Origin of the sequence: Arthrobacter livingstonensis, assembly GCF_003219815.1 — a bacterium.
In the GTDB taxonomy this organism is placed as follows: Bacteria; Actinomycetota; Actinomycetes; order Actinomycetales; family Micrococcaceae; genus Specibacter; species Specibacter livingstonensis.
Genome location: NZ_QJVD01000035.1, coordinates 17,775 through 30,775, shown reverse-complemented (window position 1 = coordinate 30,775; position 13,001 = coordinate 17,775). Strand labels below are relative to the sequence as shown.

Genomic DNA, 13,001 nt, shown 5'->3' with positions numbered 1-13,001 from the left:
CCCACCGGCCGCACCTACCTCGACACCCAAGACGAACCCGCCCCCTTCTAAAACGCACCACACCCCGAAGCGCCAGGAGGTAGTAGGGGTGACCATAGTGCCAACGGGTGGATGCCGGTGGCCTGCCACGGGCCGATGGAACCGGTGGAACCGACCACGCTCTCTGGTGCAGGCGAGCCAGTAGACGGCATCTCCTGCGGCGTGACGTTGGGAGGCCGTGCGGGTCATCCGCCGTAGCCGCGCAGCCAGCGCTCGAGCCGGAGGTAGGCATCCTGTCGGACTTCCCCGCTGGAGAGAAATACTTCGTGCAGGGCCCCGTCAATGCGTTCCACCGTCACGCTGTTGCCCAGGGACAGTGATCGCAGCGCCAGCGCACGCACGTCAAGGACCACGTCTGCCCGTAACATGGCGCCGTTCCACACCGGCCCCAGCATGCTGCGGGAGGACAACAGCACCAGGACGGGCATCGGCAGTTCAAGTCCGCCGGCCACTTTCCGCTGGGCGGCCATGATGGCCCGCATCCAGCCGGCCCTCACCGGAAACGCCTGGGGCGGGCGCATGTTCCGGTCCACGCTCCATTCGCCGTAGGCCTCATCGCTGATGCCCCGCCAGTAAAACGTCCGTTCCGGCACGCGCATCCGGGTCAGGGGGCGGAAGTCGGCCACGGGGCGCACCAGGGGAGTGGCCGCACGCCTGATGGCCGCGCCGCCCTGGATTTCCAGCCAGGGGCTGTTGAGCATCAACTGGCTGACCCGCCCAGGAAACTTGTGGGCCCACAAGGCGGCGATCAGCCCACCAGTGGAATGCCCCATGAGCATGAGAGGAAAAGTCGCACCCTCGCCATCGCCACCTCCAACGTCACCAGCTTCCGACGCGATGATGCTGTGGGCAAGGGTAATCTCGTCGTCATAGTCAGCGAGATCATCCACATAGCCGCCCAGCCGCTGGCTGACAAGGCTGCGGCCATGGTTGTGCAGATCCAGGGCGTAGAAGTCATAGCCGTGTCCGGTGAAGAACTCCGCGAGCCCGGTGTTGTAGAAATAGTCGCTCCAGCCGGGGATGTACAGCACTGCGTGGCGCGCGGGCTTGCCGCTTGGAAGCCACCCGTGGCCAGCGTTGTCAGCGGCGGGCCGGTGCCGCACCAGCGTTGCACGCCTTGGGGTGCCGTCGGGGCGCGGCACTGCCAGGGTCATTGCGGTGTAACCCACCCCCAGGATGTCCGGTACCCAGCCGACGGTGCCACCGTTCACGATGCCGTGTCGGCGGCGGCGTTGCGCCCGGCGATCCGCCCTGAGAAGAGGCAGCCGCCCAGGAAGGTCCCCTCCAGGGACCTGTACCCGTGCAGGCCGCCCCCGCCAAACCCGGCTGCCTCTCCGGCGGCATATAGGCCGGCCAGGGGTATTCCCGATGCGTCGAGCACACGGGCCGCAAGGTCTGTCTGGAGACCGCCGAGGCTCTTTCGCGTCAGGGTGGAGAGCCGGACGGCAATCAGCGGCCCATGTTCGGGCGCCAGCATGGGATGGGGCGGGACCACGCGCATGAGCTTGTCCGTGGCGAAGCGACGCGCCTCGCGGATGGCATTGACCTGGGTGTCCTTGCCAAGGCCGCTGAGCACCTGCCGGTCGCGAGCGGCCAGAGTTTCATGAAGCCCCTGCGGGTCAATGAGTTCCTCGCCAATGAGGGCGTTCATCTTGCCGGCAAGTTCCTGTGCCGTGGTTCCCTGCAGGAAATCCACACCGCGGTCCAGGAACATCTGGACCGGACCAGTGGCGCCCGGTAGCGCCCGCCTGGCGAGCAGCTTCACATCCTTGCCCGTCAGGTCCGGATTCTGCTCGGAGCCCGACAGCGCGAACTCCTTGTTGATGATCGTTTTGTTGAGAACGAACCACGAATGGTCATGGCCCGTGGAGCCCAAGTGCCGCAGCGTGCCCAGCGAGTCAAATCCCGGGAACAGCGGCACCGGCAGACGGCGTCCGGTGGCGTCCAGCCAGAGAGGCGATGGCCCCGACAAGATGCGGATGCCGTGGTTGGGCCAGACTGGATCTGGATTGTGGATGCCCTCGGGATAGTGCCACATGCGGTCGGTGTTGACCAGATTTCCGCCAGCTTCGGAAACGGTGTGCTGGAATTCGCCATCCACTGATGCGGGCACTCCGGTAAGCATGTACTTGGGGCTCGCATTTCCGGGCCATTGCCGGCGGACCATTTCATGGTTGCCGCCAATGCCTCCCGTGGTGGCAACCACGGCCCCGGCAGCGGCCGTGAAGGCACCCGCCACCTCCCGGGTGCTGGCCTGGCCCCGATCGGCGGCGGAGGAGGCCAGGACCTCGCCACGCACACCGGCGACTCGTCCGTCGTCGAACACCAGCTCCGTGGCACGGTGGCGGAAGGCCATCGTGACCCGGCCCGCGGCAACACCTTCGGCAACCTTGGCCAGAAAGGGTGCCAGGATGCCCGGACCCGTGCCCCACACCACATGGAAGCGGGGAACTGAATTGCCGTGGCCCTGGGCGTCGTAGCCGCCGCGCTCGGCCCACTGGACCAACGGGAAAAACCGTACGCCCAGGGAGTGCAGCCAGCCCCGCTTCTCGCCGGAGGCAAAATTGACATACGCCTCCGCCCATTGCCGGGCCCAGTGGTCCTCGGGACGGTCAAAGGCCGCGGATCCCATCCAATCGGAAAGCGCCAGCTCGGCATTGTCCTTCACGCCGAGGTGCCGCTGCTCGGGGGTGTCCACCAGGAACAGCCCGCCAAACGACCAGTGTGCCTGGCCACCCAGCGACGCCTCGGGTTCCTGGTCAAGGATCAACACCGTGCGCCCGGCGCTATACGCCTCCGCTGCGCTGACCAGCCCGGACAGGCCGGCACCGACCACCACAACATCGGCTTGAAACGTGGATTCCCCACCATTGCTTTCCATGTCGCCATGCTAGCCCCTGCCGGCCCGGCTGCGCCCCAGCGGGGGGCACCGTACGTTTTGCAGATGTGCCGCCAAGACGGAAAACTAGGAGGCATGCGAATCTATCCCACATTCTTCCGGCTTTGTTTTTCCTGGATGGACGCCGAACGGGCGCACAAGATCGGGTTCACCCTGATTAAGGCAGCCCACCGTGTGGGTGCCGGCGCTGTACTGCGCCGCATGTTCGCACCGCCGCGGTCTTTGCAAACCACGGCGTTCGGCCTCACCTTCCCCACCCCCTTCGGCCTGGCAGCCGGGTTCGACAAGGAAGGGGAAGGCATCAACGCCCTCGCCAACCTCGGATTTGGACATGTGGAGGTAGGCACCATTACGGGCCAACCCCAGCCCGGAAACCCGCAGCCGCGCCTGTTCCGCCTGGTCGGGGACCGTGCCGTCATCAATCGGATGGGCTTCAACAACGACGGCGCAGCCGCCGTTGCGCCGCGACTTACCCGGGCGCTGGAAGACTTGGGAAGCGCCTATCCGTCTGTGCGGCCCGTGGTTGGCGTTAACATCGGCAAGACCAAGGTGGTGGAGCTGGAGGACGCGTTGGGCGACTACCTCATCAGCGCCCGCACGTTGGCCCCGTCAGCCGACTACCTGGTGGTGAATGTCAGCTCACCCAATACCCCCGGACTGCGCCTGCTGCAGGACGTCGAAACGCTGCGGCCGTTGCTGACAGGGGTGCGCGAGGCAGCTGATTCCGCCGCAGGGCGGCACGTGCCGCTGCTGGTGAAGATCGCACCGGACCTTTCCGACGACGATGTGGCGGACGTGGCCGCCTTGGCACTGGACCTTGGGCTCGACGGCATTATCGCCACCAACACGACCATCAGCCGCGAGGGCCTTGCCAGCCCGGCGGCCCTCGTGGCGGAAAAGGGTGCCGGCGGCTTGTCCGGCGCACCGTTGAAGGCCCGCTCGCTGGCCGTGCTGCGACAGTTGAAAGCCGCCGTGGGGGACCGCCTGGTGCTGATCTCCGTGGGCGGCGTGGAAACCGGCGCCGAGGTTCAGGAACGCCTCGACGCCGGTGCCACCCTGGTCCAGGGCTACACTGCGTTTCTCTACGAAGGCCCGTTCTGGGCGGCCCGCATCAACAAGGAACTGGCCACGCTGCGCCGTTAGGCCGGCGAGGTCCAGACAGCGGACCGACCGCCGGAGGAGGGCCGGCAGGCAGTCAAACGGCGGCTATTCCCCAAGCGCTTGCGCTGCTCGCAATCCCCAGCCGCTCCCACTACTCGCCAGCTACCAGCGGGTCCCTTGCGGTAGTGGGCCCCCGGAGTGGGCCCCGCGCCTGTGGGCCCAGACACGCGGCCGCGGGCGGCCTTACGCTATCTACGGAAACGCAGGCTCCGCCACCTCGTGGATAGAGCAAGTCAAAATGCCGTCGATCTCGCTTTCTGCCGCCGTTCCTGACGTCCACTACGGGAAAAGCCGCCGCTCCTGTTTATCGCCGCTGGCAGATCAATGGCGATAAACAGGAGCGGCGGCGTTTGCAGCGCAGAGGGATCGGTGTTCCCGTGGGCGGGGCAAAGGAGACGCCAAGGGCCGTCCCGCCCTTTGACTGTCCGCTTACGCGGGGCGGGAGGCCGGGCTGACGGTCTTGGCGGGATCGTTGATGATGCTTGGGGCCAGGGCGTCGTCAATGGCCGCCATGAGCCCGGCCGGAATCTTCACGCCGGAGGCCTTGACGTTCTCGGCAACCTGCTCCGGCCGGGATGCCCCTACCAGGGCCGTGGCCACGTTGTCGTTCTGCAGCACCCAGGCAATGGCCAGCTGGGCCATCGAAAGTTCCAGTTCCTCGGCGATCGGCCGGAGCTTTTGCACGTTGGAAAGAATGGAATCGTCGAGGTACCGGCTGATCGTGTCGGCGCCGCCGTGCTCGTCCGTGGCGCGGGAGCCGGACGGAAGCGGCTGGCCGGGCAGGTACTTGCCGGACAGCGTGCCCTGCGCCATGGGCGACCACACCACCTGGGACATGCCAAGTTCCTTCGCCGCCGGAATGACCTCGGGCTCAATCACGCGCCAGAGTGCGTTGTACTGCGGCTGGTTGGACACGAGCGAGAACCCGGCCTGGCGGGCCAGCGCTTGGCCGCGGCGCATCTGGTCCGCCGACCACTCGCTCACGCCGATGTACAGGGCCTTTCCGGCCCGCACCACGTCTGCGAAGGCGGCAATGGTCTCTTCCAGGGGCGTTTCGTGGTCGAATCGGTGTGCCTGGTAGAGATCCACATAGTCCATGTTCAGGCGGCGCAGCGACCCATTGATGCCCTCCATGATGTGCTTGCGTGACAGCCCGGTGTCGTTGGGCCCCTTCGGCCCCACCGGCCAGTACACCTTGGTGAAGATTTCCAGGGACTCGCGGCGTTCATGGGCCAGTGCGGCGCCGAGCACTTCCTCGGCTTTGCCGTTGGCGTAGGCGTCTGCCGTGTCAAAGGTGGTGATGCCGGCGTCGAGCGCTGCCCGCACACAGGCGGTGGCGACGTCGTTCTCCACCTGGGAGCCGTGCGTGAGCCAGTTGCCGTAGGTGATTTCAGTGATTTTCAGGCCTGAGCGGCCAAGGTAGCGGTATTCCATGTCCCCAGCCTAGCGGCCGGGGGGCACCAAACGAGCGGCAGCGAGTTTGGGGAGGACGCGACGGCGCTAGCGGCCGGGGCCCGCCGGACAGGGCTAGCGGCCGGGGCCCGCCGGACAGGAGCGAGTGGCGGGGAGGCCGGTAGGCGCTAGCCACTCTTAAAGCACGACGCCGGTCACTTCCGTGGGGAAGGGACCGGCGCGTTGCCTTTTACGCAGCTGTTGGGCTTGGGCCAACGATTGGGCCCGCCGCGGCGAGCGCCCGCGGCTTGCTCAGCGAGCCGGACAAAGGGAAAGCCGGGGGATCAGGTGGGCCATTCCCCGCGCTTGACCATTGGCTTGGGGAGGCGGAGGCGGCGGAACTGCAGGGAGCGCATGGTGCCGTACCAGACCACGCCGGAGTCAACGGACTTGAACTTTTCGATCAGCTGGCGCTTGAGCTTGCGCGACATGAACCACGCATCGATGGCGACGCCCGCCACCATGATCCAGAACAGCACGAAGATGTAAATCTGCGAGCCGTTGGTGGAGGGAATGACCACCGTGAGGAGCACGATGGCCAGGGCCACGAACATTACGTATTCGCCGAGGCTGAAGCGGGCGTCCACAAAGTCGCGGGCGTAGCGCTTCTGCGGACCCTTGTCGCGGACGGGCAGGAAGCGCTCCTCGCCGGTGTCCATGGCGCGCCGCATCCGGGCCTGCTCCTCGCGGCGGGCGTCGCGGGCGGCCACCTTCGCTGCTGCCCGGTCATTGGGAACCAGCGGGCGCTTGCGCGCAGCTTCCTGTTCCTTCCGGGACGGCGTGGGCATGCCCTTGGCAGACTGAGGGTCTTTTGACCGGCCAATCTGCTCGAAGGGGGCAGGCGCAGCCTGCAGGTCGGGGGCTTGATCTTTCTTACGTCCAAACACCCGTAAAGGATACCCCGGAAGCGGCGGGTCCCTTGACAGCGGCGTCCCTTCCCGGCGGTAGTCTGGCTTTCATGACTGAAGAAAAGCACACCCTTCCGGCCGCCGTCCTGGGCGCCGGAGTCCCCGTCGAGGAATTGCGCGGCAGTGTTGGCCGCAACTTCGGCGCAACGGTCGCCGAACTGGTGAAGCTCGTTGCCATCCCGGGGATTGCCTGGGACGCCTTTGACGCCGCACAGCTCGACCGCAGCGCCGAGGCGGTTGCCGCCCTGGTGCGCGGCATCGGCCTGGACGACGTGCAGATCCTGCGCGTGAACAAGGAGGACGGCACGCCCGGTGGTCCGGCCGTCGTCGCCCGCAAGCCCGCAGACCCCGGCTTCCCCACCGTCGTCCTTTACGCCCACCACGATGTCCAGCCCCCGGCAGACCTTTCGCTTTGGGAGACCGAGCCCTTTACCGCCGTTGAAAGGGACGGCCGGCTCTTTGGCCGCGGCGCCGCGGACGACAAGGCGGGCATTATGGCCCACATCGGCTCCATGCGGGCCCTCACGGAAGTCCTGGGCGGAAGCTTCGGCCTGGGCGTGACCCTGTTCATCGAGGGGGAGGAGGAAGCCGGCTCACCGACTTTCCGCACTTTCCTCCAGACGCACCGTGAACTGCTCGCCGGCGACGTCATCATCGTCGCCGACTCCTCCAACTGGAAGGTCGGCGTCCCGGCCCTGACCACCAGCCTGCGTGGGCTGGTGGACGGGACGGTGGAGGTGCGCGTGCTGGACCATGCCGTGCACTCGGGCATGTTTGGCGGCCCCATCCTGGACGCACCCACCCTCCTTGCCCGCCTGATTGCCACGTTCCACGACGACGCCGGATCCGTCGCCATCGAGGGGCTCACCTCCAGCGGGCACGCCGTGCTGGACTACCCGGAGGAAACTTTCCGGGCCGACGCAGCCGTGCTCGACGGCGTCACGCTGGCCGGCACGGGAAGCATCACCTCCCGGCTCTGGGACAAGCCGGCCCTGTCCATCATCGGGATGGACATCCCCTCGGTGGCCATGAGCTCCAACACGCTGTTGCCGGCGGCGCGTGCCAAGTTCAGCCTGCGCCTGGCGCCCGGACAGGACCCGGACGCTGCCATGGAAGCCATTGGAGCCCATGTGCAGCGGCACGCGCCGTTCGGCGCACGCGTCACCTTCACCCCTGGTGAAACGGGACAGCCGTTTGCCACCGACACCGGCTCGCCGGCGGCACAGACAGCGCTTTGGGCGCTGGGGGAGTCCTGGGGAGTCCCTGCCGTGGAAAGCGGCATGGGCGGATCCATCCCCTTTATCGCCGACCTGAACGAGCTGTTCCCGGACGCCCAGATCCTGGTCACCGGCGTCGAGGACCCCGACTCGCGGGCGCACAGCGCCAACGAGTCGCTGCACCTGGGTGACTTTGAAAAGGCCATCGTTGCCGAAGCGCTCCTGTTGGCTGCCATGAATAAGGCCGACTAGGCCGGATGTCCGCGATGTGGCCCGGGGAACACAACCGGCAGCCGTTTGGTTGCAACAGTTAGCGCCCGTGCCGGGCCCGACGTAGCATGTATCTGTACCCCCACGTAAGGAAACGCCATGACTGCAAATGTCCACGAAGAATCCACCACTGCCGTTGATGTGGCTGAGCTGCCTGCGCACGGTGTGCTGATCAGCGACGTCGCCGCCGGAAAGGTCCGCAGCCTCCTTGAACAGGAAGGACGCACGGACCTTCGCCTGCGCGTGGCCGTGCAGCCCGGCGGCTGCTCGGGGCTCATTTACCAGCTCTACTTTGACGAGCGCGTCCTGGACGGGGACGCCATCCGCGACTTTGACGGCGTCGAGGTTGTCATTGACAAAATGAGCGTGCCTTACCTGGACGGCGCCAGCATCGACTTTGAAGACACCATTTCCAAGCAGGGTTTCACCATTGACAACCCGAACGCCGGAGGCTCCTGTGCCTGCGGTGACTCGTTCCACTAATCAAGCCATTTACCCGATGCAGGGTCCACGGGCGGTTTTTCATTTTGCCGCCGACGCACGGTGGGTTTGGTGCACATTTTGCGCGCTCTAGCGGTAAGCTCTACATCGAGTAGTAAAACCCGTTTCGCACCGTAGGCGCCACGCCTGCCCGGTGCACAGTAACAAGAGGAAGGGCCGTCTGTGAGTTCGCAGGACCGAACCGGCAGCCGACGCGCGAGAGTCATGCCCATTGCCGGGCTGGCAATTGCCGGAGCGTTAGCTTTGTCTGGATGTACGGCAGAAAATAGGAACGGCTGGATGCCAGCCGAACGTGATACGACCAATCACACGGCCGGGATCATTGACCTGTGGGTCAATACCTGGATCACGGTGTTGATCATTGGCCTTATCACGTGGGGCCTGATCATTTGGTGCATCATCGCCTACCGTCGGCGCAAGGGCGCCACCGGCTTTCCCCGCCAGACCAGCTACAACCTCCCGTTGGAGGTTTTTTATGTGTTGGTGCCCCTGTTCATGGTGCTGGTGTTCTTCCACTTCACCGACGTTGAACAGCAGTCCATCAACGCGCGCGTGGACAATCCGGACGTTAAGATCGATGTCCGGGCCAAGCAGTGGTCATGGGACTTCAACTACATGCAGGGCAACGACGTCAAGGAGTCTGTTTATTCCGTCGGCGTCCAGGCGCAGCTTGACGGGACACCGATTGACAAGTCGAAGTTCCCCACCCTGTACCTGCCCGTTAACAAGAGCGTTGAGCTCCAGCTCAATTCCCGCGATGTCATCCACTCCTTCTGGGTCCCTGCCTTCCTGGACAAGAAAGACATCCTTCCCGGGGTGACGAACTACATGACGCTGACACCCACTGCCCTTGGCGAGTACGACGGCAAGTGCGCGGAGCTGTGTGGCGAATACCACTCCGAAATGCTTTTCAACGTCAAGGTTGTCACGCAGGCCGAATTTGACGCCCATCTTGCGACCTTGCAGGCCAAGGGGCAGACCGGGACGCTGACTGAGAAGTACGACCGCAATCCGAATCAGAATCAGAAGTAGGGGGGAAGGGGAAAGTGTCTACACTCGAGTACTCGGCAACCGAAATCAATTCGGCTGCGCCTAGGGTCGTCCCCGTGTCCAAGGGGCGCATCGTCGTCAACTGGATTACGTCCACCGACCACAAGACGATCGGATACATGTACCTGATCGCATCATTCATCTTCTTCTGCCTGGGCGGCGTCATGGCGCTCATCATGCGGGCGGAGCTGTTTGAGCCGGGAATGCAGATCCTGCAGACCAAGGATCAGTACAACCAGCTTTTCACCATGCACGGCACCATTATGCTGCTCATGTTTGCCACACCACTGTTTGCCGGTTTCGCCAACGTCATCATGCCGTTGCAGATTGGTGCTCCCGACGTCGCGTTCCCGCGGCTCAATGCACTGGCGTTCTGGTTCTTCCTGTTCGGCAGCACCATCGCCGTCTCCGGATTCATCACTCCCCAGGGGGCCGCGGCCTTTGGCTGGTTTGCGTATGCCCCGCTGTCCAACACCACTTTCAGCCCCGGCGTCGGCGGCGACTTGTGGGTGTTTGGCCTGGCTTTGTCCGGTTTCGGAACCATCCTTGGTTCGGTCAACTTCATCACCACGATCATCACCCTCCGTGCCCCCGGCATGACCATGTGGCGCATGCCGATCTTCACCTGGAACACGCTGATCACGGCAATCCTGGTGCTCATGGCTTTCCCGCCGCTGGCGGCTGCCCTGTTTGCCCTGGGAGCCGACCGGCGGTTTGGGGCGCACATTTTCGATCCGGAAAACGGTGGGGCCATGCTGTGGCAGCACTTGTTCTGGTTCTTCGGCCACCCCGAGGTGTACATCATCGCCCTGCCGTTCTTCGGCATTGTCTCTGAGATCTTCCCGGTCTTTAGCCGGAAACCGATCTTCGGCTACAAGGGGCTGGTTTTCGCCACCATCTCCATTGCTGCACTCTCGGTCACCGTGTGGGCCCACCACATGTACGTCACCGGCCAGGTCATGCTACCGTTCTTCTCCTTCATGACGATGCTGATCGCCGTACCAACCGGGGTCAAGTTCTTCAACTGGATCGGCACCATGTGGCGGGGATCGCTCACTTTTGAGACTCCGATGTTGTGGAGCCTTGGCTTTCTCGTCACGTTCCTGTTTGGTGGACTGACCGGCATCATCCTGGCTTCGCCGCCGCTGGACTTCCACGTCTCTGACACCTACTTCGTGGTGGCCCACTTCCACTACGTGGTGTTCGGCACCGTGGTGTTTGCGATGTTCGCCGGCTTCTACTTCTGGTGGCCAAAGTTCACCGGGCGCATGCTCAACGAACGCCTGGGTAAGATCCACTTCTGGATGCTGTTCCTCGGCTTCCACGGCACGTTCTTGATCCAGCACTGGCTGGGTGTCCTGGGCATGCCGCGTCGTTACGCGGACTACATGCCGCAGGACAACTTCACTTGGATGAACCAGTTCTCCACGATTTCATCGTTCGTGCTCGGCGCGTCCATGATCCCCTGGTTCTGGAACGTTTACATCACGTGGCGCAGCGGCAAGAAGGTGGAAGTGGATGATCCCTGGGGCTTTGGTGCCTCGCTGGAATGGGCCACGTCCTGCCCGCCGCCGCGTCATAACTTCACGTCGCTGCCGCGCATCCGTTCCGAGCGTCCGGCCCTGGATCTCCACCATCCCGAGTTGGCGCCCCACTACCAGCCGGCACCCGTTGGCGCTTCATCGAAGGGAGCATCCCAGTGAAGGTTGAAGCGAAGCTTTTCATGCTGGTCGGCGTGTTCTTCATCCCCGTTGGAATCGTTTACGGCTTCATGGTGCAATGGCATGAACACGTAGGTTACCTCGCGCTTTTCCTGGTGTCGGCCATGACCATTATGATTGGTGCGTACCTCAATTACACGGGCAACCGCGTCGGTCCGCGCCCGGAAGACCGCGTTGACGCGGAAATCCACGAGGGTTCCGGCGAGCAGGGGCACTTCAGCCCCTGGAGCTGGTGGCCCATCGTGCTGGGACTGGCTGCGGCAACAGGCTTCCTGGGCCTGGCAGCGGGCTGGTGGATTCTGTTCCTCGGCGCCGGACTGGCTGCGATTGCCTTGGTCGGCTGGGTTTACGAATACAGCCGTGGAGACCACGCGCACTAAGTCTTGAAGGTGGCGCCCTCGGCGCCCGGAACAAAAAGAGGGCCTGCCCGCCACTTCACAGTGGCGGGCAGGCCCTTGTTGTTTGAGTGGGACTGTCACGAGGGTGAGATAAGCTCCGTACGCAACAGCTCTGCCAGGTGGTCCACGGCCGCCCGCACGGTGTGATCGTCCACAGGGGTCGGGCCCACGGCAATTTCAACCTCCGTGCCGCACAGGAAGTCAGCTGCCATGACCTCCAGAAGTGAGCGCCCATCCACGGGCGGCAGACCATCCTTGGCCAGGGTGATCGGCAGGCCCGTTTGGTTGACGGCGCGGACGAAGACCGCGGCAGGCCGGGAGTGCAAGCCCACACTGGCTGCTATGGTGGCTTTCCGGGTGTACATTAATGGCTCCTTGATGCATAGATGCTTTACGTATTGAGAGTAGTCGTGTTTTAGGCTGTCTATGGTCACCAAAGGAGTTTCATGGGCTATTTAGTGCCTCCGGCCGGCGACGTGCAGGGACGCCTGGATCGGATGTCCCCCGTCTCGGTCCATATTCAGCTGCGCGAGCTGTTCCGCGCCTACATCACCGGCCATGCCAAGGCCGGCAGCCAACTCCCGTCCGAGCGCGATCTTGCCGTGCATTTCGGTGTGGCGAGGATGACTGTCCGGCACGCCATTGAGGCCCTGGTGGATGAGGAGCTGCTGGACCGCGTGGTGGGCGTGGGGACGTTCGTCTCGCACCAGAAACTGGACGTCCAGGTCAAGCTCACCTCCTACTCGGAGGAGATGCAGCGCCGCGGCATGCGCCCGGCCGCCCGGACCCTGTCCTTTGAGCAGATCCCGGCCACCGCCCGCCTGGCGCGCGAACTTCAGATGGAGGAGGGCCAGGCCGTGATCCGCTTTCGCAGGCTCCTGCTGGCCGACGAGGAGCCCATGAGCGTGGATGAAAACTTCATCCCTGCCTGGCGCGTGCCCGGCATCCTGGACCAGGGGCCGCCCACGTCCCTGTACAACCTGCTCAGTGAACGATATGGGCTCGTGATCGAGTGGGGCGAGGACATTGTGGAAGCCAATGCGGCCACCCCGTCCATAGCCCGGCTCCTGAAGGTCGACGTCGGTGCCCCCGTTCTGCGGATGGAGCGGCACGCGTTTGTGTCGCGTTCCTCGGTGGACTACTCCATCTCGTTTTACCGGGCAGACCGCTACAAGCTGCGGGTGCCCCTCCAGCGTCCAGGGGTGCGCACCCGCCGCAGCTATTAGGGGCGGGCGGCGCAGGCCCTGCACGGACGTCCTGGGGCTGCGGGGGAGGGGACGGGTGCCGCGGGTCCGGTGGTCGGGGCGCCGTATACCTAATTGCTGATTTTGGTGTCCGGCAGACCCACCCCAAACACAGCTAGGGCGGCTCCCCGGGGGGAACCG

General features: G+C 64.6%; 12 protein-coding genes. 7 read left to right on the top strand and 5 right to left on the bottom strand.

The window, feature by feature from the left end; translation table 11 throughout:
* Nucleotides 1-224: 224 nt before the first annotated feature.
* The gene (locus CVV68_RS20435) at nt 225-1,250 is read right to left on the bottom strand and encodes an alpha/beta hydrolase (protein ID WP_245933682.1); all 1,026 of its coding nucleotides are present in this window, start codon (nt 1,248-1,250) and stop codon (nt 225-227) included.
* Nucleotides 1,247-2,920 carry an FAD-binding dehydrogenase gene (locus CVV68_RS20430; RefSeq protein WP_110502843.1) on the bottom strand — a complete coding sequence of 558 codons (1,674 nt, stop codon included), beginning with the start codon at nt 2,918-2,920 and terminating at the stop codon, nt 1,247-1,249. The genes CVV68_RS20435 and CVV68_RS20430 overlap by 4 nt, the downstream gene beginning before the upstream one ends.
* A gap of 93 nt (nt 2,921-3,013) precedes the next feature.
* On the opposite strand from CVV68_RS20430, the gene CVV68_RS20425 reads away from it, so the two are divergent.
* Nucleotides 3,014-4,081, top strand: coding sequence for a quinone-dependent dihydroorotate dehydrogenase (locus CVV68_RS20425; RefSeq protein ID WP_110502842.1), 1,068 nt, complete (start codon nt 3,014-3,016; stop codon nt 4,079-4,081).
* Between the two features lie 447 nt (nt 4,082-4,528).
* On the opposite strand, the gene CVV68_RS20420 is transcribed toward CVV68_RS20425, so the two are convergent.
* Nucleotides 4,529-5,533: an aldo/keto reductase family protein gene (locus CVV68_RS20420; RefSeq protein ID WP_110502841.1), complete on the bottom strand. Its 1,005-nt coding sequence runs from the start codon at nt 5,531-5,533 to the stop codon at nt 4,529-4,531.
* A 302-nt stretch (nt 5,534-5,835) separates the two neighbouring features.
* Nucleotides 5,836-6,438 (bottom strand): DUF3043 domain-containing protein, encoded by a 603-nt coding sequence (locus CVV68_RS20415; RefSeq protein WP_245933681.1) that lies wholly within the window; start codon nt 6,436-6,438, stop codon nt 5,836-5,838.
* 71 nt (nt 6,439-6,509) lie between these two features.
* Between CVV68_RS20415 and CVV68_RS20410 the strand changes: the two genes are divergently transcribed.
* The 5 genes from CVV68_RS20410 to CVV68_RS20390 all read left to right on the top strand — a co-directional run bounded on the left by CVV68_RS20410 (nt 6,510) and on the right by CVV68_RS20390 (nt 11,598).
* Nucleotides 6,510-7,928 (top strand): dipeptidase, encoded by a 1,419-nt coding sequence (locus CVV68_RS20410; protein ID WP_110502839.1) that lies wholly within the window; start codon nt 6,510-6,512, stop codon nt 7,926-7,928.
* Nucleotides 7,929-8,045: 117 nt separating this feature from the next.
* Entirely contained in the window at nt 8,046-8,429 is a 384-nt protein-coding gene (locus CVV68_RS20405; protein WP_110502838.1) for a HesB/IscA family protein, read from the top strand.
* A gap of 180 nt (nt 8,430-8,609) precedes the next feature.
* Nucleotides 8,610-9,479, top strand: a complete 870-nt coding sequence (gene ctaC, locus CVV68_RS20400; protein WP_110502837.1) for an aa3-type cytochrome oxidase subunit II — start codon at nt 8,610-8,612, stop codon at nt 9,477-9,479.
* Nucleotides 9,480-9,493: 14 nt separating this feature from the next.
* Entirely contained in the window at nt 9,494-11,200 is a 1,707-nt protein-coding gene (ctaD, locus tag CVV68_RS20395; protein WP_110502836.1) for an aa3-type cytochrome oxidase subunit I, read from the top strand.
* The gene (locus tag CVV68_RS20390; protein ID WP_110502835.1) at nt 11,197-11,598 is read left to right on the top strand and encodes a cytochrome c oxidase subunit 4; all 402 of its coding nucleotides are present in this window, start codon (nt 11,197-11,199) and stop codon (nt 11,596-11,598) included. The genes ctaD and CVV68_RS20390 overlap by 4 nt, the downstream gene beginning before the upstream one ends.
* 95 nt (nt 11,599-11,693) lie before the next feature.
* Here CVV68_RS20390 and CVV68_RS20385 read toward each other — a convergent pair whose 3' ends face one another.
* Nucleotides 11,694-11,981, bottom strand: a complete 288-nt coding sequence (locus CVV68_RS20385; protein WP_110502834.1) for an HPr family phosphocarrier protein — start codon at nt 11,979-11,981, stop codon at nt 11,694-11,696.
* Nucleotides 11,982-12,062: 81 nt separating this feature from the next.
* Here CVV68_RS20385 and CVV68_RS20380 point away from each other — a divergent pair, with 81 nt between their 5' ends.
* Nucleotides 12,063-12,842 carry a GntR family transcriptional regulator gene (locus CVV68_RS20380; RefSeq protein WP_110502833.1) on the top strand — a complete coding sequence of 260 codons (780 nt, stop codon included), beginning with the start codon at nt 12,063-12,065 and terminating at the stop codon, nt 12,840-12,842.
* The last annotated feature ends 159 nt before the right edge of the window (nt 12,843-13,001 follow it).

Coding starts and splice junctions, on each gene's coding strand:
- CVV68_RS20380 (WP_110502833.1), top strand. CDS start 12,063: ATGGGCTATTTAGTGCCTCCGGCCGGCGACGTGCAGGGACGCCTGGAT.
- CVV68_RS20430 (WP_110502843.1), bottom strand. CDS start 2,920: ATGGAAAGCAATGGTGGGGAATCCACGTTTCAAGCCGATGTTGTGGTG.
- CVV68_RS20420 (WP_110502841.1), bottom strand. CDS start 5,533: ATGGAATACCGCTACCTTGGCCGCTCAGGCCTGAAAATCACTGAAATC.
- CVV68_RS20405 (WP_110502838.1), top strand. CDS start 8,046: ATGACTGCAAATGTCCACGAAGAATCCACCACTGCCGTTGATGTGGCT.
- CVV68_RS20425 (WP_110502842.1), top strand. CDS start 3,014: ATGCGAATCTATCCCACATTCTTCCGGCTTTGTTTTTCCTGGATGGAC.
- CVV68_RS20410 (WP_110502839.1), top strand. CDS start 6,510: ATGACTGAAGAAAAGCACACCCTTCCGGCCGCCGTCCTGGGCGCCGGA.
- CVV68_RS20385 (WP_110502834.1), bottom strand. CDS start 11,981: ATGTACACCCGGAAAGCCACCATAGCAGCCAGTGTGGGCTTGCACTCC.